Genomic DNA, 25,066 nt, shown 5'->3' with positions numbered 1-25,066 from the left:
TGCGTCACCCGCGGGCGAAGACCCCGATGCCGTTCGGCACCGGGCGCTCGGCGCCCTCGGTCGGATGATTGCGCACGGTGACCGCGGAGCCGGCGAGATCCCGGGTGACCAGCGTGGACGAGCCGCCGCCGTCCAGACTGAACGCGTCCTCGGCGCCCGCGTCCCGCATCACCTCGGCGACCTCGGCGATCGTCAGACCGGTACGGAAGCCGAGGCCGCCGTCCAGCGCCATCAGGAGGAGCGTGCTTCCGCCGTCGGTCCGACCGGCCGCGGACCGCACGGCGGAGGTGAGCGGATCCAGACCCGGCAGCGCCGCCCCCGCCCGCAGCACCGGATACCCGCCGACCGCGAAGCGGTACGGGATCCGGGAGTCCTCCGCGACCAGCCGGTGCCGCACCCCGACCCGGTCGCCCACCGCCAGCGCGCGCAACCGGCGCGCACCGGCCTCCCGGCCGACCAGCACCTCGGTGTCCTCGGCGATCGCGCCGCGCCCCGGGACCGCCGACGCGGCGACGACCCGCCCGGCGCGCACCGTCACCTCGTAGGTCTCCGTCCCGCACGGCGCCGCCCGGTCCTCGTCCGTGCCGCAGGTGGCCCGCAGCCGTGACACGGAGCCCCAGTGGGAGGTGAACGCGCCGACCGAGCCCACCGGCAGTGCGTACTGGTTCAGTCCGCCCAGCGGGAAGGAACCGTCGGGGGTGGTCACGCTGCCGTCGAGGGCGAGCCGGTCCAGCCGGGCGCGCCCGTCCGTGCCGACGCCCAGCACGGCGCGGGTGTCGGTGCCGGCCGGGAGTGCGGGGCCGAAGCGCTGGCCGTCGGGGACGGCCGCCTTGAGCTGCCGTCCGCCGCCGACGGCGGGGCCGACGGAGGCACCGGTCGCCTCGACGCCGGGGTGCTGGGCCTCCGTGATGTCGAAGAAGTCACCGTTGACGCCGGCCACCGCGGCGCGGTCGTCCGCGAGGGACGACAGCGGGGCACGCGCGGCCACGGCGCCGGGCGTCAGCAGGTCCACCGAGACACCCGGTGCGCGCAGATCGGCGGAGACGAGATGGACCCGGGCGGGTCCGTGGGAGGCGAACACGACGAAGCTCCGGTACGTCACCCCCGGCGCGAGCACCACGGGAGGAGGGGGCGCGGCGGGGCCCCCGGCCGGGGAGGCCGCGCCCGCCGGTGCCCCGGCCGACGCCACGCACCAGGCCAGCAGGCCGGCCGCCAGCGCGCGTACGGGTGTGGTCGGCACCTTCACATGTCCCCCTGGGGTCCGGGCAACCCTCGCAAGCCCCCGCGGAGTTGCCCAGCCGCCATTCCGGTGAACCGCCGGGTGTCCCGGACACGCCTCAGGGGGCGACCAGCCGGGACCGGACCAGGAAGCGGACCCCCTCCGGTGCTTCCAGGGAGAAGCCGCTGCCCCGGCCCTCCACCACGTCCACGATGAGCCGCGTGTGGCTCCACACCTCGAACTGGGCCTTCGACATCCAGAAGCCGACCGGCTCGGCCACCCCGGCCACCTCCAGCGAGGCCAGGAGCACGTCGGAGCCACCCGTGCGGAACTCGCCGGCCGGGTAGCACATCGGCGCGCTGCCGTCGCAGCAGCCGCCCGACTGGTGGAACATCAGCGGCCCGTGCAGCGCCCGCAGCCGCCGTACGAGCTCCGCGGCGGTGGGGGTCAGTTCCACGCGCGGTGCGGATCGGTCCATGGCGGTCCCTTCCTCGCGGCCGGCTCCGTGGCGGTCGGCGTCCGGTCCAGTCCAGCCCGTCCGGGGTTGCGACCGGGTTGCGAGGGACGACCGGGCCGGTGCCGGACGGGGCGTGGGGAGCGGCGGTGAGGAGCGGTTCCTGTCACGACCCTAGGAACTGACGGTCCGTCAGGCTACGCTCCGCGCATGATTCCGACCGTTGTCTGGGGTACCGGAAACGTCGGGCGCGCGGCCGTCCGGGCCGTCGACGCCCACCCGGCGCTGGAACTCGCCGCCGTACTCGTCCACGATCCGGCCAAGACCGGGCGCGACGCGGGCGAGCTCGCCGGCCTCGACCGCGCGCTCGGGGTCGCGGCGACCGACGACGCCGGCGCCGTTCTCGCCGCCCGCCCCGGCGCCGTCGTGTACGCCGCCTCCGGCGACATCCGCCCCGACGAGGCCCTCGCCGACGTCGTCGCGGCGGTCCGCGCCGGCGCCGTCGTCGTCACCCCGGCGCTGTATCCGCTCTACGACCAGCTGAACGCCCCGCCGGAGTTCCGCGACCCGGTCCTCACCGCGGTCGCCGAGGGCGGGGGGTCGCTCTTCGTCTCGGGGGTGGACCCGGGCTGGGGCAACGACGTGCTTCCGCTGCTGATGAGCGGCCTCGGCTCGACCGTGGACGCGATCCGCTGCCAGGAGATCTTCGACTACTCCACCTATGACCAGGAGGAGTCGGTCCGGTACCTGGTCGGCATGGGCCAGCCCATGGAGTACGAGCCGCTGATGCTCGCCCCGTCGGTGCCGACCATGGTGTGGGGCGGCCAGATACGCCTGATGGCCCGTGCCCTCGGTGTCGCGCTCGACGACATCCGCGAGACCCTGGAGCGGCGCGCCCTCGACACCACCGTGACCACCCGCACCATGGGCGTGTTCGAGGCCGGGACCCAGGGCGCCGTGCGCTTCGAGGTGCAGGGCGTCGTCGACGGCGAGGCCCTCATCGTCGTCGAGCACGTCACCCGCATCCACCCGTCCTGCGCCCCCGACTGGCCGAGCCCGCCGGACGGTGCCGGCGCGCACCGGGTGATCGTCGAGGGCCGGCCGCGCATCGAGGTCACGGTCGAGGCGACCGACGAGGGCGAGAACCGGTCCGCGGGCGGGAACGCCACCGCGGTCGGCCGGCTGGTGAACGCCATCGACTGGCTGGTGGACGCCAAGCCGGGGCTGTACGACGCGCTCGACGTGCCACTGCGCCCGGCGGTGGGGAAGCTCGGAAGGAGACAACCGTGATCATCGACATTCCCGAGGGCCAGGAGCCGATCGGGTACGTGTGGGGCGACATGGTCCCCGGCATCGGGATGGCCGCCGCCAACTTCTCGCTGTCCGTGTACGAGCACACGACGCTGGGCCTGCGCGAGTTCGAGGCCGCGCGGTTGCGGATCGCACAGATCAACGGCTGCGTGTTCTGCCTGGACTGGCGCACGGAGCGGGACGGCGAGAAGGTCGAGGACGGTTTCGCGGACGCGGTCACCGAGTGGCGCACGACCGACGTCTTCGACGAGCGGACCCGGCTCGCCGCCGAGTACGCCGAGCGCTACGCCGTGGACCACCACGGCCTCGACGAGGAGTTCTGGGCGCGGATGACCGCGCGGTACAGCCAGGCCGAGATCGTGGAGCTGAGCATGAGCATCGGTTCCTGGCTCGCCTTCGGCCGGCTCAACCATGTCCTCGGCCTCGACTCCGTGTGCGTGCTGCCCGGGCAGTGATCCCGGCCCCGGGGCCGCTGGGTGATCCCGGCCGCCCCGGCTTCGTACGCGCCCGCACCGACACGAACCGGCGGTCACAGGTCGGTCGTCACGGGAGGACGGTCACAGATCGGTGGCGATGATCTTCTCGATGTTCCGCTCGGCGAGCGCCGTGATGGTGACGAACGGGTTGACGCTCGCGTTGCCGGGGATGAGCGCGCCGTCGATGACGTACAGCCCGGGATGCCCGTGCAGGCGCCCGTAGTTGTCGGTGGCCCTGTCGAGCACCGCGCCGCCGAGCGGGTGGTACGTGAGGTGGTCGCCCCAGATCTTGTACGTGCCGAAGAGGTCCGTGCGGTAGATGGTCCCCTCCTTCGCGTTGATCTTGTCGAAGATGCTCTTCGCCATGTCGATCGAGGGCTGCTTCCAGGCGGTCTGCCAGTTGAGGTCGACCCGCCCCGCGGCGGCGTTCCACGAGAACTCGGCGCGGTGCGGGTTCTTGGTGATGGACAGGTAGAACGAGGCGTAGGTCTCGATGCCGGTGGGCAGCGGGGCCACCTCGGCGAACGCGCCGCCCGCGTCCCAGTTGTCGATCCCGGCCGTGGGCATCGACGCCTGGAGCTTGCCGGTGGCGTCCCACATGTGGTTGGCCCGGCCGCACATGACGTTGCCGTTGTCGCCCCAGCCCTTGCCGATCTCGTTGTTGAGGCCGGGCAGGGCGCCGGTGGCCTTGAGCCGGGTGAGCAGCTTGCTGGTGCCGACGCTGCCGGCCGCGAAGAACACCCGGTCGGCCGTGACGGACTTGGTGGCCGTGGTGGCCCCGGAGGTGTTGATCTCGTCGATCAGCACGGTGTAGCCGCCGCCCGCCGCGGGAGTCACCGAAGTGACCTTGTGCAACGGTGAGATCGCGACCCTGCCGGTCGCCTCGGCCTGCGCGAGATAGGTCTTGCGCAGGGTCTTCTTGCCGTGGTTGTTGCCGTAGAGGACCTCGCCCTCCAGCGCCGACCTGGGGACGGAGCCGGCCGCCTCCTGCTTCATGTAGTCCCAGTCGTAGACGTTGGGCACGAAGACGAACGGGAAGCCGGAGCGCTGGGCGTGCTTGCGGCCGACGCGGGCGTACTGGTAGCAGGCCGCGCTCTCCCACCAGGCGGGGTCGACCTGGTTGACGCCGAGCCCGGCGTTCGCCCGCGGGTAGTAGACGTCGTACATCTCGGCGGCGTTCACGGACGGCAGCACGGCGCCGAAGTTCTCGCGCCGGGGCGTGACCGCCATGCCGCCGTTGACGAGGGAGCCGCCGCCGACGCCCCGGCCCTGGTAGACGGTGATGCCGCTGAACTCCTCCGCGTCGAGGATTCCGGTGTAGCGGGGGATGTCCTTGTCGAGCGGAAACCCGAGGAAGTTGCTCAGCGGCTGCTTCGTGCGGGTGCGGAGCCAGTAGGAGCGGTAGTCGGGCTTCGTCGTGTTGGCGAAGACCTTGCCGTCGGGGCCCGGGGTGTCCCAGGACATGCCCATCTCGACCATGTGCACGTCGACGCCTGCCTGGGCGAGCCGGAGGGCGGCGACGGAGCCGCCGTATCCGGTGCCGATGACGAGGACGGGGAGGCGGGTTCCCGGGGGGAGCGGGGCTGCCGACACCGACGGGGCCGGCAGCGCGAGTGCGCCCAGAAGAGAACCTGTTCCCATGATGAATTTTCTACGTGAGACCACGTGAAGTTCCTCACTCGTGAGGGGGAATGGGAACGAGTTCTACTGCCGCTGGCATGGGAAGTCACGGCATACCGATTGGTAACTTATGGGTGGATCGGGCACCTTGTGGGCGGTCGGACCTCAAGTTGAAAAGCCGCATAGCCGACATTAGGGGCGACCGGGGGATCCACCGACCCAGGAGCGTGCCCGCCCATGCCGACCACCGCCCCCGAGAAGGCCGACACCGGGACCCCCGGCACCGTCACCACCACACCCGAGGCCGTCGATCTCGCCGCCGCGCGGCTCCACGACACCGCCGCCTGGCAGGAGATCGTGCGCCACTGGAGCTTGGCGCCCGCCCTTCCCCCGGCGCCCGGCCTTCCCGCGCCGCACCCCACCCCCGACCACCCGGGCACGGGACCGACGGCCGGCGTCGCCCGCCCGTCCGCCGCCGAGGAGTGGCGCGGCCTCCTCTCGGTCCCGGTCGAGCAGCTCGTCGCCAGCGCACTGGAGTCCCTCCCCACGACCCCGCCGGCCGAGCGGCGCCTCCCGGGGCGAATCGGCGCCGTCCTGCCCGACCGGCTGCACGGCTGGCGTCGGATCGGGCAACCCGACCTCCGCCCCTCCGTCCACCTCGCCCACGCCCGCCGCGTCCTCGTGGAATGGGGCTGGCAGAACCGGCCCTACCGGCTTCGCGACGCGCGGGGCGCCCGCTGCCTGTGCGGGGCCCTGCTCACCGCGCACCGGCTCGGCTACGGCAGCGCCGACACCATGAACCGCTCCGCCGCCTGGATCGTCACCGAACTGCGCGCCCAGGGCTGGACCGGCCTCATCGGACCATGGAACCGCGCCCCCGGCCGCACGGCGCAGGAGGCCCTGGCCCTCGTCGACGCGACGATCCGCCGCGCGGCACACGCGGGCCAATGACGGCCCTCGCCCTCGGCGCGCGGGGCCTCCCCTCGCGATGCACGGCACCGGACACCGCGAGCTCCGCCGGTGACTACGGGACAGCCCTCAGGTCGACGACAGGCCCTGGACCTCCGGCGTCCGCACGGGCGGCGGCGGGGCCATCGCCCAGCGGATCGCCCCCGTCGCCAGCCGGCCTCCCGCCCGGGCGCCCGCCCGCACCGGCCCCGGGAGGGCGGGGAGCCCCAGCGGGCCGTACGCCCAGGGTGGCAGCAGCGCCACGGCGCCGGCCGCGAGCAGTGCGTACGGGGCCCGCGCCTGCCAGGGGATCGGCGGACGCAGCAGCAGGAACCGGGCGGTCTCCCGGCACGCGGGTGTCGACCGGAGCTCCGTCCGGTACGCGTCCATGCGCTCCGCCAGCTCGTCGACGCTGCGCGGCGGCCGTTCCACCCCGAGCTCCTCCGCGATCCGCGCCGCGTCCGCCACGTACCCGTCGTAGCCGGCGCGGTCCAGCGGGTGCGCCCCGTAGCGGCGATGGGCACGCAGGAAGGAGTCGACCTCCGCGACGTGCACCCAGCCCAGCAGATGCGGGTCCGCCGCGTGGTAGGCGCGTCCGTCGGGCGTCCGCCCCCGGACCCGCTCGTGCACGGCCCGCACCCGCTCCACCGCGTGCCGGGCGTCCTCGGCCGTGCCGAAGGTCGTCACCGCGAGAAAGGTACTGGTGCGCTGCAGGCGCCCCCACGGGTCGCCGCGGAATCCCGAGTGCGCCGACACCGCGGCCATGGCGAGCGGGTGCAGCGACTGGACGAGCAGGGCCGCCAGGCCCCCGGCGAACATGGAGGCGTCGCCGTGGACAGCCCGGATCGGACGGTCGGGGCCGAACCAGCGCGGGCCGGGGGTGCCGTGGATGCGGGCGCGGTTCTCCTCGCCCGACGGGCCCGCCACGCGGCGGAACAGCGTGGTGCCGAGCCGTGCCCGCAGCTCGTCGACGGTCTGAGGGGGCCATTCCATGCGGCCAGTATGCGCCGGGAGCGGCCCGGCGAACGGACGGGACACCCTGCCCGCCGACCGACGCGCGGGACGGGTCAGGCCCGCCGGGCGGAGCACCGGACACTGCGGCCGCGCGGCCTCACGGCCCGTCCGCCACCGTGAACAGCCCGCCGTCCGGATCGCGCAGGGTCACCCTGCGCCCGCCGCCCGACGCGCTCACCTCGGACGCGGTGGTGCCGCCGAGGCGGCCGACCGCGGCCATGGTGGCCTCGACGTCCGGGACGCGGAAGAGCACGTGCCACCGGGGGCGGACCTGGGGATCCGGGGCAGCCTCCACGGCACCGCCGACGAGCCGGGCGACGGTCGTCTCCCGGTGGCTCAGGACCACGCTGTCGTCCTCGTACGCGACCTGGCAGCAACCGGGCTTCTCGCCCGCCCAGTCCAGGACCTCGGCGTAGAAGATCGCCGCGTCGAAGGCGTTCCTGGTGCGCAGCTCCAGCCAGGCGGGCGCGCCGCCGCGTCCCACGCTCCAGTCCGGGATGATCTCCCCCTCCCAGATACCGAACACGGCCCCCTCGCGGTCGGAGGCCAGGGCCGCGCGGCCCGTTCCGAAGCGCAGCGGGCCGACGGCCACGGTGGCACTGCGCTCGCGGATCCGGGAGGCGGTCAGGTCGGCGTCGTCGACCGCGAAGTACGGGGTCCAGGCGACCGCCACCGCCAGCCGCGGAGCCAGCGCCCCGATGCCGGCGACCGGCGCCCCGTCCCGGAGGGCGACGGAGAACTCCTTGCCGAGCCGCGTCGGCCGGAACGTCCAGCCGAACACGGCACCGTAGAAGGTCTCCGCGGCTCGTAGGTCGCGGGTCATCAGACTGACCCAGCAGGGAGCGCCGAACACCGCATGACTCGAGGTCGACACAACCTTCATCCATCCGTCGTGGACGCGTGACCGCTGTCCATCCCACCGTACCCCCGGCAAGATCGCCAGTGCGGGCCGTCCCACTGTCCTCGGCGAGCGCCCGGCCACCACGGTGTGGGCCGCGCCGTGCCCGGCGGATTCAGCGCCGGTCGTTCATGAGCTGCTGGAAGGAGCTCATGCAGGGGGTGCAGTGGCGGTCGGTCCGGTCGCGCTCTTCGAGAGGTTCCGCGTGGAGCGACTGCCCACACAGGGCCGTCGCGGTGCCCATGGCGGCGACGTGCCAGACGAAGTCCCCTTCGGGGGAGGCGATGCCGACGTGCATTTCGTACATGATCCGTCTCCATGCTCGGCGGGCCTGTGTCCTTCCAGTGCACCGGAGACGGGCCCGGATGTACGCCCAGGAGCGGCTGATCGGGTGACGGGGCTGCCGTCGTACCGGCTGTGACCTGCGCAGATGCCGGATCGGCCGACCGGAGGGGGAGGAGGGGGCGGCTGCCGGGAGACGAGGACGCCCGCTTCGAGGCGACGGAGAGCGGCGGGGGCCCGCCCCGGACGGCGGTCGTGCGGGGTGTCCTGGCGCACGTGGGACACGGGTGCCGACGGCCCGTCAGTCAGCGCGCCCGGTCGCGCTGTTCGCCGTCCGTACCGGCGCTCCCGTCCGCCCCGTCCGGATCGGCCGCGCAGCGCAGGACGAGGAGTGCGATGTCGTCCAGGCGCTTGGCCGCGGGCCGCAGTTGCTCCAGCACGGAGTCGATGAGCAGTTCCAGGTCGGAGTCGTCCGCCTCGGTGACCAGCCGGGCGAGCCGCCGGACCGACTCGTCCGGGTCCTCTCCCGGTGTCTCGACGAGCCCGTCGGTGTAGAGCACGATCAACATCCCGGGCACGAGCGGGAATTCGGTGACAGGACGGTCGGCACCGGGGTCGACGCCGAGCGGTGGCCCCGGCGTCACGTCGACCGGCCGCGCGGCTCGGCCGGGGAGCCGCATCAGGGGTGGCGGGTGGCCGGCGTCGGACAGGCGGACGATGCGCCGGGCGAAGTCGAGCCGGAGGTAGAGGCAGCTCGTGAACAGGTCGGAGTCGAGGTCCGTCAGCAAGCGGTCGGTGCGGCTGAGGACCTGGTCGGGGGAGACCCCGGCGGTGGCGTGGGCGTGCACCGCCGTGCGGACCTGCCCCATCAGGGCGGCGGCGGCGACGTTGTGGCCCTGGACGTCCCCGATGACGGCGGCGACCACGTCCTCGCCCAGCGGGATCAGGTCGTAGAAGTCGCCCCCGATGTCCATGCCGTGCGTCGCCGGCAGGTAGCGGGCCACCACGTCCAGGCCGGCGACGGCGGGCAGGGAATGCGGCAGCAGCGCCTGCTGCAGCCCGTGGGCGATCCCGAGCGTGGCGTCGTACAGCCGGGCACGGTCGAGCGCCTGGGCGATCAGCCCCGCGAGCGAGGTCATGACCGCGCGTTCCTCGGCCGGGAAACGGTGCGGCTGGTCGTAGGAGAGCACGCAGACGCCGACGGGACGCCCGGAGATGATCAGCGGCAGGAAGGCCCAGGCCTGCTTGCCGCTGACCACCCGGGCCTCCCTGTGGTGCGCCGCCATCTCCTGAGGGTCGGCGAAGAACAGCGGTACGCCGCGCGCGAGGGCGCGGCCGGCGGGGGTGAAGGCGGTGTCGATCGGCAGCCCGTCGAGGCGTTCGACGACCGCGGCGGGATATCCGCGGTGCCCGGTGATCCTCAGCCGTCCCGCGTCGGCCATGGCCAGCACCAGACCGTGGGCGCCGAAGGCGGGCATGATCTGGTCGGCGATCAGATCGACGACGTCCTGGACGCCGACCACCTCGGTCAGCGCGGCGGCCAGGTACATGAGCTGGTAGAGCTGCCCCGCGCGGGCCGGTGCCGCCTCCCGCGCCGGCCACGCGGGCGCGGGGACGGGAGGCGGCCGGGTTCCGGTCGGCACGATCCGGACGCTGATGCCGCCCGTGTCCGGGTAGAGATGGAAGTCCAGCCAGGTGTCCGGGGGCCGGAGCGCCGTGAAGGAGACGGGCTCACGGTTGATCACCGCGGCGCGGTAGCGGTCCTCGTAGCTCGGGTCGTCGAGCCAGGGCAGGGACTCCCACGGAAGCGTGCCGAGCAGCTCGCCCGGCTCACGGCCAAGGAGGGCGGCGCCTCCCGAGCTGAGGAAGGTGACGCGTCCGGTGAGATCGAGGGCGCACGAGCCGCCCGGCAGGCGTTCGGCGAAGTCGACGGCGGCGTCGGGAACGGCCCCGGCGGTACCGGCGGCACCGGCTGCCCCGGCGGCCCCGGCCTCGCGGTCGAGCGGGAGTTCTCGCGGCGTCCCGCACGGCGGCAGGGGAGTGCCGGACGCGGCGGCCTCGGCCAGCAGCCGGGCGAGCGCACGGCAGGCGGACGCGATCCGTCCCCGCTCCCGACCGCTCAGGGCCGGCGGGTGCGTCGGCGGCCAGATCAGCAGCAGTGCCCCCCACGGCCGCGCACCCGTGACCGGTGCGGCGGCGAGCGCGCACGGGTACGGGAGCGCCACGGCGGTGCGCGGGTAGACGCGCGCCATCTCCTCCTGGCTCCCCGCCCACACCAGCCGTTCCTCACGCACCGCGTCGGCCACCGGGGCCGGAGACGCCAGCGGCACCCTGGACCAGGGGGCCGCGAACTCGGCGGGGGCACCGCACAGCAGACTCAGGCACAGGACGGGCTCGTCCGGTGAGAGCAGGTAGAGGGCGCCGACGGACGCGCCGGCGCGGCGCACCGTCTCCACGAGCGAGGCCCCCACCTCGTGGTCTGCGCCGGCCGGTCGACTCGTGCGGGTCACGCGCACCTCCCGGGTGGCGGGACGCGGCCCGGGCGCCCCACTGCTCCGGGCCTCACCCCACCACGGACGCTACGCCGTCCGGGTGGGCTCGGCACGCCACCGCGGCGGCCGCGAGGGGCGCGGAGCGGCGGGGGACGCGGGCGGGGGCGTACGGGCGGGGGCGCGCTGCGCAGGCCGTCGAGGCGGGGGGTGGCTAGGCTGGATCCGGGAATGCGGAGGCCGTGCCCGGCGGGAGTGACCACATGAGAAGACGCCACCACTTCCATATCGATCACGCGGGACACTCGGTCAGCGTCACGTTCCAGACCGGGCACACCGCGGTGGTGGAGGTCCTGGTCGACGGCAAGGAGACCGGGCACGCCACGACGACCGGCGACCGGCCGGTGGTCGTGGCGATCGAGTTGCCGACCGATCCGCCGACGCCCGCGACCGTCCGCGCCCTGCCGGGGCCGGGCATCCCGCGCTGCGTCCTCGAGGTACCGGGTTCCGAACCCCATGTCATGTCCCCGCGCCTGTACTGACGAGCAGGCGCGGAGACACCACGACGGACGCGCGACGATCACACGTCGGCTCCTGATCACCGTCTCGACCACGGCCCCTGCGGCAGCCGAGGCTCACCGCATACGCGCGTGTCGACGCCCTGTACGGCGTCTTCCGGCTTCCGTGTGCCGGGGACGTTCACCGGCCCGTCCGGCGCTGCTCCGCGGGCGAAGGGCCCGTCCCTGACCGATCGTGTCAGCAGCATCGAGGCGGCGTACGACCCACGCGACCCACGCGACCCCGGCCCCGTACGTCCGCTGCGGTCGCGCGGCCTGCGGATCCGGGACGCCGTCCCGGTCGCCCTCTCCGTCGCCGGGCCGGTTCCCCTTCCCCTCCTCCCTGATGGCCGCCGGCGCGGTGGAGAACGACGGCGACGTCGGGCCCGCCCTTGAGGGGTGTCTTGCCGATCCTGTCGGCCTGATCGACAAGACACCCTCCGGTGCTGTCTCGGGCTCCTCCTCGACGGACCGGAAGCGCGCGTCGCAGTCCTGACATGACGGCCCGTCGGTTCCGGCAGATACGGCCGGGAGATCCGGCCGGGAGGCCCGGCACCGTCGCCCGACGCGTGGCCGAGCTCCCGGCCGAGCCCGTCGCGGCACGAAGCGGGGCATCCCGGTGGAAGCCCCCATCGATCGGCGTCACCTCAGGTCAACACTGGGTAACACCAAGGGGCTTGTGGGACTGAAGGCTTCCTTCCGCACCGCCCTGTCTGGGATCTTGCGTCCACCCCACACATCACAGGACCCGGCCGGTGCCACCAGCGCCACCGGGTCATCGGAGGACGCATTGTTTTCCCACATATCGAGCCGGCTGAGACTCTCCGCCATCACGGTCGCCGCCCTCGGCGCGACCATGGCCCTCGCCGTCCCCGCCGCCCACGCGGCGCCCACCACGACCCCGGAGCCCTCGTCCGCCTCGGCGCGGACGGCGGCACCGGCGGCACCGGCGAAGACCGCCGCGGCCTGGGCGGCCGGCACCCGCGCGTACCTGGTGATCACCGCTGCCGGTGACACCTCCGCGGCGCGTGCCGCCGTCGTCAACAACGGCGGCACGGTGTTCGCCTCCTACGACGCCATCGGCGTCGTCGTGGCGCACTCGACCTCGGCGACCTTCGCCTCCACGATGCGCGCCGTGAGCGGCATCCAGCAGGTCGGCGCGACCCGTACCTCCGACGTCCCGGCCGACGCCTACAACCCGGCCCTGCCGGCGAACCCGGCGCAGTCGACCACGACGCTGACCGAGTCCAACCGCTGGGACATGACCCAGATCAAGGCGGACCAGGCCTGGGCCGTCACCACCGGCTCGTCCTCCGTGAAGGTCGGCGTCCTCGACACCGGTGTCGACGACCAGCACCAGGACATCGCGCCCAACTTCAACGCGGCCGACTCCGTCTCCTGCGCCTACGGCAAGGCGGACACCCGCGCCGGTGCGTGGCGCGACGTCGACACCCACGGCACGCATGTCGCCGGCACCATCGCCGCGGCCAAGAACGGCAAGGGCGTCATCGGCGTCGCGCCGGGCGTGAAGATCTCCTCCGTCCGCATCGCCGAGCCGACGAGCACCCTGTTCTTCGCCGAGAACACCGTCTGCGGCTTCATGTGGGCCGGTGACCACGGCTTCAAGGTCACCAACAACAGCTACTACACCGACCCGTGGCAGTTCAACTGCCCGGACAACGTGGACCAGGCCGCCATCATCGAGGGCGTGCGCCGCGCCCAGGCGTACGCCGAGGGCAAGGGTTCGCTGCAGGTCGCCGCGGCGGGCAACTCGAACTACGACCTGGCGAACAAGACGACCGACAACGCGAGCCCGAACGACTCGACGCCGGTCAACCGCACCATCACCAACGCCTGCATCGACATCCCGACCGAGCTGCCGGGCGTCGTGACGGTCGCGGCCATGGGCAGCGGCAACGTGAAGGCCTCGTACTCCAACTTCGGCAACGGCGTCATCGACGTCGCGGCCCCCGGCGGCGACGGCGCCTCGGGCGTGTACTCGACGCTGCCCGGCGGCAAGTACGGCACGAAGAACGGCACCTCGATGGCGTCCCCGCACGTGGCGGGCGTCGCGGCGCTGCTCGCCAGCGTCAACCCGGCGCTCACCCCGGCCGACCTCCGGGACCGGCTGAACTCGCAGGCCAACGACACGGCCTGCCCCTCGGACAGCCGCTGCACGGGAACGACGACGAAGAACGGCTTCTTCGGTGACGGTCAGGTCGACGCCCTGAAGGCGGTCGGCGGCAGCACCCCGCCGCCCGGCAAGTACTTCGAGAACCTGACCGACGTCGCGATCGCCGACAACGCCACGGTGGAGAGCGCGATCACGGTCAGCGGAGTGACGGGCAACGCGCCCGCCACCCTCAAGGTGGGTGTGGACATCAAGCACACCTACATCGGTGACCTGAAGGTCGACCTGGTGGCCCCGGACGGCACCGTGTACACGGTGCACAACCGCACCGGCAGCGGCACGGACAACATCGTCCAGACCTTCACCGTCAACGCCTCGTCGGAGGTCGCGAACGGTGTCTGGAAGCTCCGCGTCAACGACAACGCGAGCCAGGACACGGGCAAGATCGACGCCTGGAACCTGACCTTCTGACCTGCTGACCCCCGGGCCTCGTGACCATCGGTCACCGGCCCGGGGCACGCACTCACGGTGGGCGGGGCCGTCGGCCCCGCCCACCTCCGTGTGTCCGGAGGTCCGTCGGAATGCCGGTCCTCCTGGCGCTTCGGCCCGCGCCGTTCGGCATCCGGGGCGGAATCCCGGCGTTCCGGCAGGTCACCCCGTGTCCGGAGGCCGTCGGGAGCACGCTCGGACGCCGTATGAAAATGGTTTCCACGTGAAGGACGGGTGGAGAGAGGCACGGCCCGGGCTGCCCGGGAGGGCGACCGGGAGGACGATGGAAGCGGTTGGGCCCCGCGCGCAGCCCCCGGCAGCCCGGCACGTGTAAGGGAGGACCCGCCATGGACGCGGCCGACGCCTACCGCAGCGTGCACCCTGCCGGCTCCCTCGCCACGCCCGAGCACGGGGGCCTGCTCGACATGCTGGGTGTCGCCGCGATCGTCCTCGACGCCGGCGGACGCATCACCCTGTGGAGCCCCCAGGCGGAGAAGCTGTTCGGCTGGACCGCCGAGGAGGCGCTCGGCCGGTACGCGGCCCGCCTGCTGGTCGCCGAAGAGGACGCCGGGCTCGTCCTCGACCTGTTCGCCCAGGTCATGACGGGCGGCGGAAGCTGGGCGGGGGTCTTCCCGATCCGGCACAAGAACGGCAGCTCCCGTCCCGTGGAGTTCCGCAACATGCGGCTCACCGACCAGGCGGGTGGCCGGTACGCGCTCGGCATCGCCGCCGACGAGTCCGTCGTCCGCGGCATCGAACGCAATCTCGCACTGTCCGCGCAACTGGTGGCCCAGTCGCCGACCGGGGTGGCCGTCGCCGACACCGACCTGCGCCTCGTCCTGGTCAACCCGTCCTTCGAGCGGATCACCGGCCGGTCCGCCCAGGGCTGCCTCGGTCACGAGGCAGCCGAGAACCTGCCGTTCGGCGAGCGCGAGGACGTCGAGGAGACGATGCGCCAGGTGCTCGCCACCGGCACCCCCCGGCTCGACCGCTTCGCCACCGAGCGCCCCCACCACGGCGGCAACGGCAGTAACCGGGCGTGGCGGGTCTCGTACTACCGGCTCGAGGACTCCATCGGCCGGGTGATCGGTGTCGTCGCCACCGTGCTCGACGTCTCCGAGCAGTACCGCGCGGACCTGCAGAGCTCCCAGGCCCGTCGCCGTCTCGCGGTGATCGCCCAGGCGTCCACGCGCATCGGCACCACGCTCAACCTGGAGCAGACCGCCCGCGAACTCGCCGACACCGTCGTCCCCGACCTCGCGGACATCGCCGCCGTCGACGTCCTGGACGCCGCCCTCCACCCGCGCACCCTGCACCGGCCGACCAGCGCCCCCACCGCCTTCCGGGCCCTCGCCGTCAAGACCGCCTACGCCACGGGCGCCGCCCGGGCCGCGGACCCGGTCGGCGAGATCACCCGGTACGAGGCCGACCGCCTCGTCACCCGCTGCGCCGCCACCGGCCGCACCGTCCATCTGGCCCACGTACGCCCCGAAGACCTCCCCCGCATCGCCCGGGACGCGACGGCCGCCACGATCCTGGCCGACGCCGGCATCCACTCCTACCTCGCCGTACCGCTCATCGCCCGCGGCGAGGTCCTCGGCGCGCTCGACCTCAAGCGGGCCCGCAACCCGCTGCCCTTCACCGCCGACGACATCCTGCTCGCCGAGGAGCTCGCCGCCCGCGCCGCCGTGTGCATCGACAACGCCCGCTGGTACCAGACCCAGCTCCAGGCGGCCACCACGCTGCAACGCCACCTGCTGTCGCGCACCCCGCCCGATCCGCCGGGGCTGAAGGTCGCCTGCCGCTACCAGCCCGCCGGAACCGCCGGACACGTCGGCGGCGACTGGTTCGACGTCATCCCCCTCACCGACGGCACCACCGCCCTCGTCGTCGGCGACGTGATGGGCTCCGGCATCAACGCCGCCGCCACCATGGGCCAGTTGCGCACCGCCACCCGTACGCTGACCCGGCTCGGCCTCGAACCGGACGAGGTCCTGCGGCACCTCGACGTCCTCACCGGTGAACTCGACGAGATCATCGCCACCTGCGTCTACGCCCTGTGCGACCCGGCCGCCGGGCTCTGCCGCATCGCCCTGGCCGGCCATCCGCCGCCCGCCCTGACCCGGCCCGGCCACCCGCCCACCCTGCTCGACCTGCCGCCCGGCGCACCCCTCGGCGCCGCCGAGAACATCCCGTTCACCACCACCCGGGTCGACCTGCCGCCCGGCGCCCGGCTCTTCCTGTACACCGACGGCCTCCTGGAGAGCCGCCACCACGCGCTCGACAGCCGCATGGACGCCCTCGTGCGGCATCTCTCCGGCTCCCCGCTGCCCCTCGAAGCCACCTGCGACGAACTGCTCGCCACCCTGCCCGACCCGGACAGCGACGACGACGTCGCCCTCCTCATCGCCGAAGCCGCCGCCACGGACCAGGACACCACCGGCACCCCCTAGGGGGGTGTCTTGCCGATCTTGCCGGGCTGATCGACAAGACACCCCTCTAGGATCCAGGGCATGATCGCCGAGCTGCAGTGCGTGGTGCTGGACTGTCCCGAACCCCGGAAGCTCGCCGAGTTCTACCGGGCGCTCCTCGGCGGTGCCGTCGACCGGGAGGACCGCCGGTGGGCCGTCGGCGAGGACTGGTCGACCCTGCACACGCCGTCCGGGTTCGTCCTCGCCTTCCAGCGGGCGGCCGACCACCGTCCGCCGCGCTGGGGCGACCCCGCGGCGCCGCAGCAGCTCCACCCGGACTTCGGGGTGGCCGACCTCGACCGGGCCCACGACGAGGTGGTCGCCCTCGGGGCCACCGTGCTGGACGAGGGCGCAGGCGGGCGCTCCTGGCGCGTCTACGCCGACCCCGCCGGGCACCCCTTCTGCCTGGTCCGCCACTGACCCCCGGATACGGCGTCGGCCACGGTCGACCGCGCCGGCGGCGCGTCCGGCGCCCGGCGCGGAACATGCGCCGGACCTGTGGAGGTGCGAGAGTCGATCCATGTCGCGAAACCACGCGCCTCTCTTCACCCTGGACGGGACCGGGCAGGTGGTGCGCTGGAGCCTGGGCGCCGAGCGCCTGTTCGGCCGCCGGGACGAGGAGGCCGTCGGGCGGAGCGTGCCCGAGCTCCTCTCCACGGGTCCCCCCGACGGCCGCTGGCTCGTCGGGCGCGTGCCCGGCGGCTCCGGCGAGCCGGAATGGGGCGTGTGGCAGGCCGGGGAGGACATGGGCGACCTGGACGAGGCCGTGCTCGACGCCGTCTTCACCCAGTCCGCCGTCGGTCTGCACGTCCTCGACCGCGACCTGCGCGCGGTCCGGGTGAATCCCGTGGCGGTGGGCATGCGTGGCGTCCCCCGAGAGGAGATCATCGGTCGGCCCGTCGTCGAGGTGTACGCCACGGAGGGCGTGACCGGCGTCGAGGGCCTGCTGCGCGAGGTGCTGGAGACCGGCAGGCCCGCCCGGGACGTACTGGTCCGCCTGCGACCGCGCCTCGACCCGCAGCACGAGCACGTCTTCTCGACGGCCGTCCACCGTCTGGAGGACGGTTCCGGAGAGCCGCTCGGCGTGGTGGTGACGGCCGTGGACGTCACCGACCGCGAACGGGCGCAGGCCCGCCTGCGCCTGCTGCACGACGTCCACGAGCGGATCGGCAGCAGCCTGGACGTGGAGCGCACCGCCCGGGAACTCGTCGAGGTCACCGTGCCCGACTTCGCCGACTCGGTCCTGGTGGCCCTGACGGACGCGGTCCTGCGGGGCAGGGCCCCGGACCTGGTCCCCGAGGAGGGCGCACCGCTCCTGCGCTGTGCCGCCGCCGGCGGAGCGGACGGTGCCGCGCCGGCCGCGGAGGTCGGTACCGTCCTGCTGCCCGGACTCTTCGGCGACGAGCTCCCGAAGGCTCCGACACTGCTGCCCACCGGGGACGCGCCCGGCGGAGTGGGGGGAGGCGGTCCCGGGGGACTCCGGCTGGTCGCCCCCCTCGCGGTGCGCGGCCAGATCTTCGGCGTCGTCGCCTTCGCGCGCCACGGCACCTCCGACCCCTTCGGCCCCGACGACCTCGCCCTCGCCGACGGCATCGTGGCGCGCACGGCGACCTGCCTGGAGAACGCTCTGCGCTTCACGCGCGAGCACATCGTCATGACCGCCCTGCAGAGCTGGTCGCTGCGGCAGGAGCAGACGACGCAGCGCGCCGTCGAGGTCGCCCAGCGCCACCGACCCGGTGGCCGCGGCGGCGGATCCTGGTTCGACGTCATCCCGCTGCCCGGTGCCCGGGTCGCCCTCGTGGTCGGGCAGGTCCAGCACGCCGGCCTCAGCGCGGTGGCGACCATGAGCCGGCTGCGGACCGCCGTCCACAGCCTCACCACGCTCGACCTGGACCCGCACGAACTCCTGGCCCGGCTGCACGCCACCACCCGCCGCCTGGCCCGGGAGCAGGGACCTGCCCCCCGGCCCGGCGAACCCACCGCGAGCTGTACGTTCGCGGTCTACGACCCCGCCGACGGACGGCTCGAGGTCGCCCGGGCGGGCAGCTCCCTCTTCGCCGTCGTGCGGCCCGACGGCTCGGTGGACCCCGAGCCGGTGGGCGAAGGACCTCTCCTCGGCGCCGACGGGCCGCCCTTCGCGAGCGCCGTCCACGTGCTCCCGGAAGGCAGCACCGTGTGCCTCGCCTCCGCCGCGCGTGAGGGCGACGCGGACCCGACGACCGAGCGGCTGGTGGCCGCCCTCGGCCGGCCGGACCATGGCCCCGAGCCGATGGCGGACGCCGTGCAGCGCATCCTCGAGCCCGACCGCGTCCTGCTGGTCGCCCGGACCCGGCTCCTGCCCCCGGACGAGCTCAGGGAGTGGGACGTGCGGTTCGCCCCCTCGGCGGTGGCCGAAGCGCGGGCCCACGCGGCGGAGCTCCTCGCGGAATGGGAGGTGCCCGTCGACCCCTTCGAGGTGAAACTCGTCGTCAGCGAACTCGTCACCAACGCCGTCCGCTACGGCGCCGCGCCGATCACCCTGCGGCTCCTCAGGAGCGACCGCGCGCTGATCTGCGAGGTCATCGACAGTGCCCCGACCGCCCCGCACCTGCGCCACGCCAAGGCCGTCGACGAGGGCGGACGCGGCCTCCACATCTGCGCGACCGTGGCCGAGGGCTGGGGCGTGCGCTACGCGGACGACAGCAAGACGGTCTGGGCCGAGATCGCGCTGGCACCGCAGGCGTAGGTCCGGTCCGGGTCATCCTCCCGCGCCCCTGGTGGACCGCCCGCCCCGACCGGCCCGGACCCGCGCAGCGCCGGGCGACCGCCGTGCCCGGCTTCTCGGGCCCGCTCGGCCCCCGCGAGGGCGACACCCCCTCCGGTAATCTGACCCCTCCCCCCACGAGGAGTTGTGTCAGTGGAGTTCCGGCTGCTCGGAGCGGTGTCCGTCGTCACCGGGGCAGGCGAACCGGCCCTCGGTCCCGCCAAGCGCCGCAGCCTGCTGGCGGCGCTGCTGCTGCGGCCCAACCGCCCCGTCCCCGTCGAGCAGTTGACGGCCGCCCTCTGGCACCACGAGCCGCCGCCCCGGGCGCGCAGCGTCATCCAGGGGCACGTGTCCCGCCTGCGGGCGCTGCTCGCCGACGCGCAGGCGGAGACCCACGGCGTCGAACTGGCCACGCAGGGACCGGCGTACGTCCTGCGGATGCCGGAAACCCTCCTGGACGCCCACCGGTTCGAGGAGCTCGTCACCCTCGCCCGCGGGCAGCGCGCGCCCGCCGAAGGCGTCGCGAGGTACGAGGAGGCGCTGGCGCTGTGGCAGGGCCCCGCGCTCACCGGCGCGTACCCGAGCCCACCGCTCCAGGCCGCCGCCCACGCGCTGGAGGAACTGCGGCTGGCCACCGTCGAGTCGCTGGCCGCCGGGTACGCGCGCCTGGGGGAGCACGCCCGGGCCGCGGCCGTACTGCGGGCCGAGGCCGACGCGCATCCACTGCGCGAATCCCTGTCCGCCGCCCTGATGACGGCCCTGCGCCGCGCGGGCCGCCGCTCCGAGGCGCTCGACTGGTTCCACCGCACCCGCCGGCTGCTCGCCGACGAACTGGGCGTCGACCCCGGCCGGGAACTCGCGGACGCCTACGCGTCGGCCCTGAGCGGCGAGGACGGCGACGGCGACGCCGTCCGGCCGCACGACCGGCCGGCCGTCCCGCTCACCGCGTACGAACCGTCGACGCCGCCGCCCATGGCGCCGGTCGACCTGCTGCCGCGCATGCCCCGCGGCTTCCACGGCCGCACCGCCGAACTCACCGCCCTGTCCCGCGCCGCCGCCGGCGAGGCGCCCGTCTGCCTCGTCACCGGGCCGGCAGGCGTGGGCAAGACGGCCCTCGTGGTGCACTGGGCCCACCGCAACCGGGCCGGCTTCCCGGACGGTCTGCTCCACGCGGACCTGCGCGGCTTCGGGGACACCGGCGAACCGACCCCGCTGGAGGTGCTGCGGGAGTTCCTGCCCGCCCTCGGGGTCCCGCCCCGCCGGATCCCGGAATCGGTGAACGGCGCGTCCGCCCTGTTCCGTTCCCTGGCCGCCGACCGCCGGCTCCTCGTCGTGCTGGACAACGCGCGCGGCTCCGAGCAGGTCCGCGGCCTGCTGCCGGGCGGGGTCCGCTGCGTCACCGTGGTCACCAGCCGGTACCGGCTGCGCGGACTGATCGCCTCGGACGCCGCCCGCCCCGTCCCCGTCGACGTGCTCGAACCCGAGGACGGCACGGCCCTGCTCCGTGCCGTCCTCGGAACGGAGCGCGTCACGGCCGAGGCGGTGTCCGCCCGGCGCCTCGCCGAGCTGTGCGGCGGTCTTCCCCTCGCGCTCCGGGTGGCGGCGGCCCGCCTCGCGGACCAGCCGGAGTGGTCCCTGAGCGCGATGGCCGACGAACTCTCCGACGAGTCGCGGCGGCTGAGCCTGCTCGACGTCGAGGACACGGGCGTCCGGGCGGCACTGCGGCTGACCGTGCGCCGGCTTCCCGAGGACGCCGCCCACCACTTCGCCCACCTGGGCCGTCACCCCGGTACCCATGTCGACCGCTACACGGCCGCCGCTCTGGCCGGCACCGGACCGGACGAGGCCGACGCCGCGCTGGACCGGCTGGCCGCGGCCCACCTCGTCACCCGGACCGCGCCGGGGCGTTGGACCCTTCACGACCTCGTACGGCTCTACGCGCGCGGCCTGGAAGCCGGGGCCGACACGGTCGTCCGGGTCCTCGACCACACCGTGGCCACGGCGCTGGCGGCGGCCGGCGCGGCCGAACCGGCGGCCGAGTCCTGCTTCGCGCTCCCCGCGGACTTCCACGCCCCGCCGGCGATCCGGGAGTTCGCGGACCGCGCGCAGGCCATGGACTGGTACGCGGCCGAACGCGACGACCTGGTCCTGGCGGCCGAAGCCGCGCACGGCGCCGGACTGCACGGCCGGACCTGGCGGATCGTCCTGGCGCTCTGGCCGCAGATCGTGTGGCGGGTCCGCGGCGGCTGGACTCCGCTGCTGGAGACGGCACTCGCGGCGACCCGGGCCGACGGCGACGTCCGCGCCGAGGCACGGGTCCTCGCCCTGCTCGGCTGGGTGCTGACCGAGGAGGGCCGCACGCGCGAGGCGCTGGTCCGGCTGGAGGCCGCCCCCGCGTTGGCCGCCCGGGCCGGTGACCCGCGCGGCGAGGCGACCGCGCTGGTCAACCTCTCCCTGGTCCAGGCGGAGCTGGGCGGCCTCGACGAGGCGGCGGAGCGCTGCGTGGCCGCCGCCCGGCTGGCCCGCACCACGGGCGACCGCCACACCGAGCGGCTCGCCCTGCACCATCTGGCGCGGCACCGGCTGGCCGCCGAGGAATGGCAGGAGGCGTTCGACGCGGCGACCGCCGCCCTGGACCTGGAGGACCCGCGGGAGACGCCGTCGGCGTCGCGCGTGCTGCTGTGCACGGCGGCGGGGGAGGCCCTGCTGGGCCGGGGCGACGAGGCCGAGGGCATCCGTCGCCTGGAGCGCGCCGCCCTCGACGCGGAGGCGTCCGGCTTCGACGAGGGGGCGGTCGCGGCGCTGGGCGTGCTGCTGCGGGTCTCACCGGACGTGGGGCTGCGCGCCCGCTACGACATGGCTCAGGCCCGCCTGACGGCGCGGGCCTGAGCGGACGCTCCCGGCCGACGGCCGCACCGGACCGGTCGTCGGCCCCGCAACGGGTGCGCCCCGCCGCTCACACCGCACGGGGCGGATCCGCGGGACCCGGCCCCGTGCGGGGAACGCGTGCCCGGTCATCTCCCGTCGTCGCTCCCGCGGCTCTGGAACCGCCGCGTCCAGCGGATCACCAGGCGCATGAGCCAGATCAGCGTCAGCACCCACACCGTCGTGAAGGCCCAGATCAGAGCGGGCTTCTCGGTGGCGATGCCGAGGACCAGGAGCGCCAGGGACACCACGCCGAGCACCGCCAGGACACGACCCGAGGGCCGTCTGCCCGCTCTCCGGGAACGCCCCGCCGACGGGTGGCCGGTGCGGCCGGTGCCTGCCGTGTGCGGATCGGGGGCGAGATCGCCCCGGCGCAGATCCTCCTCCAGTTCGGCCAGGATGCGCCGCTCGCGCGGGGAGAGCCGTGGTCCGTCCATCGCCGACACCTCCTTCGGTCCGGCGGGACGCCCCGGCGGGCGGCCTCGGCCTTCGTGTACCGACCCCCGGTTCAAGCGTGCCTCACCGCGCCGCTCCGGTCCTCCCGAGAGCAGATCCCGTGCGCGTGACCCCGAGGCCGAGACGCGTCCGCGGGTAGAATCCGGAGCGGAAACCCCCAGCTCCGGACGTCCACGAAACGGCGGAACGGAGGTCCCCTTGCCCGGCTCCCCGAGCCCGAAGGGCCCGTCCGACCACGCGGACCGCGCCGGCCGCACCGGATTCCCCGACGAGATCCGGCGGCTGCGGGCACGGCTCGCACGCAGCCATCTCCTCGACCTCGCGACCGGCGTCCTCGCCGCGCAGCTGCGCCTGTCCCCGGCCGAGGCCGCCGAGCACCTGGCCGCGCTCGCCGACGCGACCGGCCTCACCGCCGAGGATCTCGCGGCGGACATCGTGAACGCCGTCGGCGACGTCGCCGGGCCCCCGCTCACCGTCCCGGCCGAGGAGGCCGACGCGCCCCCGCCCCACCCGGGCCCCGCCCGCCGGGCCCGCCGCGCCGCCGCGGCGGCCGAGACCGCCGACAGCGTCGGCGAGGCCGCCCGGACCCTGCTGGCCGAGGGACTCGCTCCGCACGGCGCGGAGAGCCTGTGGCTGTGGCGGAGGGCCGACTCGGGATGTCTACGGCTCGCCGGACACGCGGGCGTGGGCGCCTCCGAGGCGGCGGCATGGAACTGGATCCCCCCGGCGGCGCCCGGGCCCTTCCGTAGCGTCCTGAAGGACGCCGTCCCCGTCTGGCTGGACGACGGACCGCAGGGTGACACGTTCCTCCCGGGCCCGTCGGCGCACGCCGCCCGCGCCGTGCTGCCGCTGCGCCGGCGCGGCACGACGGTCGGTCTCGCCCTCGTCGGCTGGCCCGGCCCCGCCGCCCTCGACACCACCGTTCGGCGAGCCGTCACCGGCCTGATGGAGGTGGCGGGCACGGTCCTGGACGCCGACGACGCCGAGGAGCCGGCCGCCCCGGTCCTCGTGGACGTGCTCGACGCGCTCGCCCGCCCCGCCATGCTGCTGCGCGCGGGCGGGGACGGCGGCTCGCCGACGGTGGAACACGTCAACGAGGAGGGCGTCGCGGCGCTCGGGGACGCGTCCCCCGCCGGCGACCGCTCCCTCTCCCTCTCCCTCGTCTTCCCGCTGGTCCACAGCGACCTCGCCCACCTGGCACGCCGTGCGGTCGACACCGCCCGCGTCCAACGGGCCGCCCGCCTCCCCGCCACCGCCCGGCCCGGACAGGCGCCGCTCCTCGACGTGCGCGTCCTGCCGGCCGGCGCCGAGCGGGCCGTGGTGCTCTGGCACACGGTCGGCGACGTGGGCATCGCCACGCGCCGGGCCGTGGCGCGACTGCAGAGCGTGGCCACCTTCCAGGACAGCCTGGCCGACGCCGGGACGGTCTGGTCGGAGCAGGCGTTCGACATGTTCGGGATGGCGCGCGACGAGCCGCCGGTGCCCCTGCTCGGGCTGCGGGCGCGGGTGCACCGGGACGACGGCGAGGCCCTCACCGAGCTGCTGACCACCCTCACGCAGCGCCGGAGCGGCGCGCAGACGGTGCTCCGGATCGTGCTCCCCGACGGGAGGGTGCGCCATGTACGCGTGGCGGCCGAACCGCTGCTCACCGGAGACACGCTCACCGGCTTCGCCGGGGTGTTCCAGGACGTCTCGGACAGCCGGCGCACCGAGGTCGCGCTGACGGCGACCTTCGACCACCTCACCGAGGTCCGCAACCAGGCGGAGATGCGGCACCAACTCGCCCTCCAGCTCCAGCAGGCGATCGTGCCCGAGGTCCCGGGCGTCCAGGAGCTCCCCGGCGACCTCGTGGTGGCCGTCCGCTACCGGCCGGCCGCGGAGGAGTACCGGGTCGGCGGCGACTGGTACGACGTCCTCGAACTGCCCGACGGCCAGGTCCTGATGACCGTCGGTGACATCGCGGGCCACGGGATCGACTCCGTCACCGGGATGGTCGCGCTCCGCAACGCCCAGCGCGCGCTCGCCTTCACCGGTCACCCGCCCGGGCGCCTGATGGGCTGGCTCAACGAGGTCACCCTGCGCACCGGCGGCGGCATCACCGCGACCGCGGTGTGCGCGCTGTACGACCCCGAGGACCGCGGGCTGGTCTGGTCGAGCGCCGGGCACCTGCCCCCGCTGCTGATCCGGGACGGTCGGGCCCGCCTGCTCGACCCGCCGCGCGACATCCTGCTCGGCGCCGCGCCCGCGATCACGTACCGCGAACAGCGCACCCCGCTCCGCCCCGGCGACACGCTGCTGCTCTACACCGACGGCCTGATCGAGCGCCGCCGCGACGAGCTCGGCTTGGGCCTCGAACGGCTGGTGGCCGAGGCGGAGCGCCTCGCGGGCCGGGCACCGGACCGGCTCGTGGACGGCCTGCTCAGCGCCGCCACGGGCGACACGGACGACGACACGAGCATCGTGGCGGTACAGCTCCGCGGGCGGGCCCGGGGCCACTGAGGCGACGGGCCGGGCCGGGTACGGGTCCGGGCCCCACGGGAGCCCCGCCGCACGGACGACGGCGCGCCGGAGCCGGACGAGCCG

The 25,066-nt window shown here is 74.6% G+C and carries 18 protein-coding genes; 10 read left to right on the top strand and 8 right to left on the bottom strand.

The genetic code is table 11. The annotated features are described in order from the left end of the window. Window positions 1-4 precede the first annotated feature (4 nt). Window positions 5-1,204: a phosphodiester glycosidase family protein gene (locus ACGFZF_RS15665; RefSeq protein ID WP_393554914.1), complete on the bottom strand. Its 1,200-nt coding sequence runs from the start codon at window positions 1,202-1,204 to the stop codon at window positions 5-7. A gap of 133 nt (window positions 1,205-1,337) precedes the next feature. Then, window positions 1,338-1,697, bottom strand: coding sequence for a DUF779 domain-containing protein (locus tag ACGFZF_RS15660; protein WP_393554317.1), 360 nt, complete (start codon window positions 1,695-1,697; stop codon window positions 1,338-1,340). A 186-nt stretch (window positions 1,698-1,883) separates the two neighbouring features. Between ACGFZF_RS15660 and ACGFZF_RS15655 the strand changes: the two genes are divergently transcribed. Then, the gene (locus ACGFZF_RS15655; protein WP_393554315.1) at window positions 1,884-2,963 is read left to right on the top strand and encodes a dihydrodipicolinate reductase; all 1,080 of its coding nucleotides are present in this window, start codon (window positions 1,884-1,886) and stop codon (window positions 2,961-2,963) included. Next, complete coding sequence (locus tag ACGFZF_RS15650) at window positions 2,960-3,439, top strand: carboxymuconolactone decarboxylase family protein (protein ID WP_393554313.1); 480 nt, start codon at window positions 2,960-2,962, stop codon at window positions 3,437-3,439. The genes ACGFZF_RS15655 and ACGFZF_RS15650 overlap by 4 nt, the downstream gene beginning before the upstream one ends. 102 nt (window positions 3,440-3,541) lie before the next feature. Here ACGFZF_RS15650 and ACGFZF_RS15645 read toward each other — a convergent pair whose 3' ends face one another. Next, on the bottom strand, window positions 3,542-5,101 hold the full coding sequence (locus ACGFZF_RS15645) for a GMC oxidoreductase (RefSeq protein WP_393554311.1): 1,560 nt from the start codon (window positions 5,099-5,101) through the stop codon (window positions 3,542-3,544). Between the two features lie 216 nt (window positions 5,102-5,317). On the opposite strand from ACGFZF_RS15645, the gene ACGFZF_RS15640 reads away from it, so the two are divergent. Next, complete coding sequence (locus tag ACGFZF_RS15640) at window positions 5,318-6,031, top strand: hypothetical protein (protein WP_393554310.1); 714 nt, start codon at window positions 5,318-5,320, stop codon at window positions 6,029-6,031. An 87-nt stretch (window positions 6,032-6,118) separates the two neighbouring features. Here the strand turns inward: ACGFZF_RS15640 and ACGFZF_RS15635 are convergent, their stop codons facing one another. The 4 genes from ACGFZF_RS15635 to ACGFZF_RS15620 form a co-directional block, all read right to left on the bottom strand. Beyond that, complete coding sequence (locus tag ACGFZF_RS15635) at window positions 6,119-7,021, bottom strand: oxygenase MpaB family protein (RefSeq protein ID WP_393554308.1); 903 nt, start codon at window positions 7,019-7,021, stop codon at window positions 6,119-6,121. A gap of 118 nt (window positions 7,022-7,139) precedes the next feature. Further along, the gene (locus ACGFZF_RS15630) at window positions 7,140-7,865 is read right to left on the bottom strand and encodes a VOC family protein (RefSeq protein ID WP_393554912.1); all 726 of its coding nucleotides are present in this window, start codon (window positions 7,863-7,865) and stop codon (window positions 7,140-7,142) included. A gap of 190 nt (window positions 7,866-8,055) precedes the next feature. After that, window positions 8,056-8,247 carry a hypothetical protein gene (locus ACGFZF_RS15625; RefSeq protein WP_147981923.1) on the bottom strand — a complete coding sequence of 64 codons (192 nt, stop codon included), beginning with the start codon at window positions 8,245-8,247 and terminating at the stop codon, window positions 8,056-8,058. 280 nt (window positions 8,248-8,527) lie between these two features. Beyond that, entirely contained in the window at window positions 8,528-10,732 is a 2,205-nt protein-coding gene (locus ACGFZF_RS15620) for a SpoIIE family protein phosphatase (RefSeq protein ID WP_393554305.1), read from the bottom strand. A gap of 242 nt (window positions 10,733-10,974) precedes the next feature. Here ACGFZF_RS15620 and ACGFZF_RS15615 point away from each other — a divergent pair, with 242 nt between their 5' ends. The 6 genes from ACGFZF_RS15615 to ACGFZF_RS15590 all read left to right on the top strand — a co-directional run bounded on the left by ACGFZF_RS15615 (window position 10,975) and on the right by ACGFZF_RS15590 (window position 21,991). After that, window positions 10,975-11,253, top strand: coding sequence for a hypothetical protein (locus ACGFZF_RS15615; protein ID WP_393554303.1), 279 nt, complete (start codon window positions 10,975-10,977; stop codon window positions 11,251-11,253). Window positions 11,254-12,058: 805 nt separating this feature from the next. Then, complete coding sequence (locus ACGFZF_RS15610; protein ID WP_393554301.1) at window positions 12,059-13,870, top strand: S8 family serine peptidase; 1,812 nt, start codon at window positions 12,059-12,061, stop codon at window positions 13,868-13,870. Window positions 13,871-14,235: 365 nt separating this feature from the next. Next, the gene (locus ACGFZF_RS15605; protein WP_393554299.1) at window positions 14,236-16,341 is read left to right on the top strand and encodes a SpoIIE family protein phosphatase; all 2,106 of its coding nucleotides are present in this window, start codon (window positions 14,236-14,238) and stop codon (window positions 16,339-16,341) included. A gap of 60 nt (window positions 16,342-16,401) precedes the next feature. Continuing rightward, window positions 16,402-16,779 carry a VOC family protein gene (locus ACGFZF_RS15600; protein WP_393554297.1) on the top strand — a complete coding sequence of 126 codons (378 nt, stop codon included), beginning with the start codon at window positions 16,402-16,404 and terminating at the stop codon, window positions 16,777-16,779. A 100-nt stretch (window positions 16,780-16,879) separates the two neighbouring features. Beyond that, on the top strand, window positions 16,880-19,084 hold the full coding sequence (locus ACGFZF_RS15595) for a PAS domain-containing protein (RefSeq protein WP_393554295.1): 2,205 nt from the start codon (window positions 16,880-16,882) through the stop codon (window positions 19,082-19,084). A 171-nt stretch (window positions 19,085-19,255) separates the two neighbouring features. Next, complete coding sequence (locus tag ACGFZF_RS15590) at window positions 19,256-21,991, top strand: BTAD domain-containing putative transcriptional regulator (protein ID WP_393554293.1); 2,736 nt, start codon at window positions 19,256-19,258, stop codon at window positions 21,989-21,991. A gap of 125 nt (window positions 21,992-22,116) precedes the next feature. Here ACGFZF_RS15590 and ACGFZF_RS15585 read toward each other — a convergent pair whose 3' ends face one another. Continuing rightward, complete coding sequence (locus ACGFZF_RS15585; protein ID WP_393554291.1) at window positions 22,117-22,464, bottom strand: DUF3040 domain-containing protein; 348 nt, start codon at window positions 22,462-22,464, stop codon at window positions 22,117-22,119. Between the two features lie 217 nt (window positions 22,465-22,681). On the opposite strand from ACGFZF_RS15585, the gene ACGFZF_RS15580 reads away from it, so the two are divergent. Continuing rightward, window positions 22,682-24,982, top strand: a complete 2,301-nt coding sequence (locus ACGFZF_RS15580) for a GAF domain-containing SpoIIE family protein phosphatase (protein ID WP_393554289.1) — start codon at window positions 22,682-22,684, stop codon at window positions 24,980-24,982. Window positions 24,983-25,066 lie beyond the last annotated feature (84 nt).

Source organism: Streptomyces sp. NPDC048338, assembly GCF_043201055.1.
Lineage (GTDB): Bacteria > Actinomycetota > Actinomycetes > Streptomycetales > Streptomycetaceae > Streptomyces.
Note: the sequence above shows the minus strand (reverse complement) of the source record. Positions and strands in the feature narration are given on the sequence as shown.

What these genes read in the sequence shown, in the direction of transcription:
- ACGFZF_RS15630 (WP_393554912.1), bottom strand. Translation starts at nt 7,865, where the DNA reads ATGACCCGCGACCTACGAGCCGCGGAGACCTTCTACGGTGCCGTGTTC.
- ACGFZF_RS15655 (WP_393554315.1), top strand. Translation starts at nt 1,884, where the DNA reads ATGATTCCGACCGTTGTCTGGGGTACCGGAAACGTCGGGCGCGCGGCC.
- ACGFZF_RS15625 (WP_147981923.1), bottom strand. Translation starts at nt 8,247, where the DNA reads ATGTACGAAATGCACGTCGGCATCGCCTCCCCCGAAGGGGACTTCGTC.
- ACGFZF_RS15585 (WP_393554291.1), bottom strand. Translation starts at nt 22,464, where the DNA reads ATGGACGGACCACGGCTCTCCCCGCGCGAGCGGCGCATCCTGGCCGAA.
- ACGFZF_RS15640 (WP_393554310.1), top strand. Translation starts at nt 5,318, where the DNA reads ATGCCGACCACCGCCCCCGAGAAGGCCGACACCGGGACCCCCGGCACC.
- ACGFZF_RS15595 (WP_393554295.1), top strand. Translation starts at nt 16,880, where the DNA reads ATGTCGCGAAACCACGCGCCTCTCTTCACCCTGGACGGGACCGGGCAG.
- ACGFZF_RS15615 (WP_393554303.1), top strand. Translation starts at nt 10,975, where the DNA reads ATGAGAAGACGCCACCACTTCCATATCGATCACGCGGGACACTCGGTC.
- ACGFZF_RS15660 (WP_393554317.1), bottom strand. Translation starts at nt 1,697, where the DNA reads ATGGACCGATCCGCACCGCGCGTGGAACTGACCCCCACCGCCGCGGAG.
- ACGFZF_RS15600 (WP_393554297.1), top strand. Translation starts at nt 16,402, where the DNA reads ATGATCGCCGAGCTGCAGTGCGTGGTGCTGGACTGTCCCGAACCCCGG.
- ACGFZF_RS15605 (WP_393554299.1), top strand. Translation starts at nt 14,236, where the DNA reads ATGGACGCGGCCGACGCCTACCGCAGCGTGCACCCTGCCGGCTCCCTC.
- ACGFZF_RS15635 (WP_393554308.1), bottom strand. Translation starts at nt 7,021, where the DNA reads ATGGAATGGCCCCCTCAGACCGTCGACGAGCTGCGGGCACGGCTCGGC.
- ACGFZF_RS15645 (WP_393554311.1), bottom strand. Translation starts at nt 5,101, where the DNA reads ATGGGAACAGGTTCTCTTCTGGGCGCACTCGCGCTGCCGGCCCCGTCG.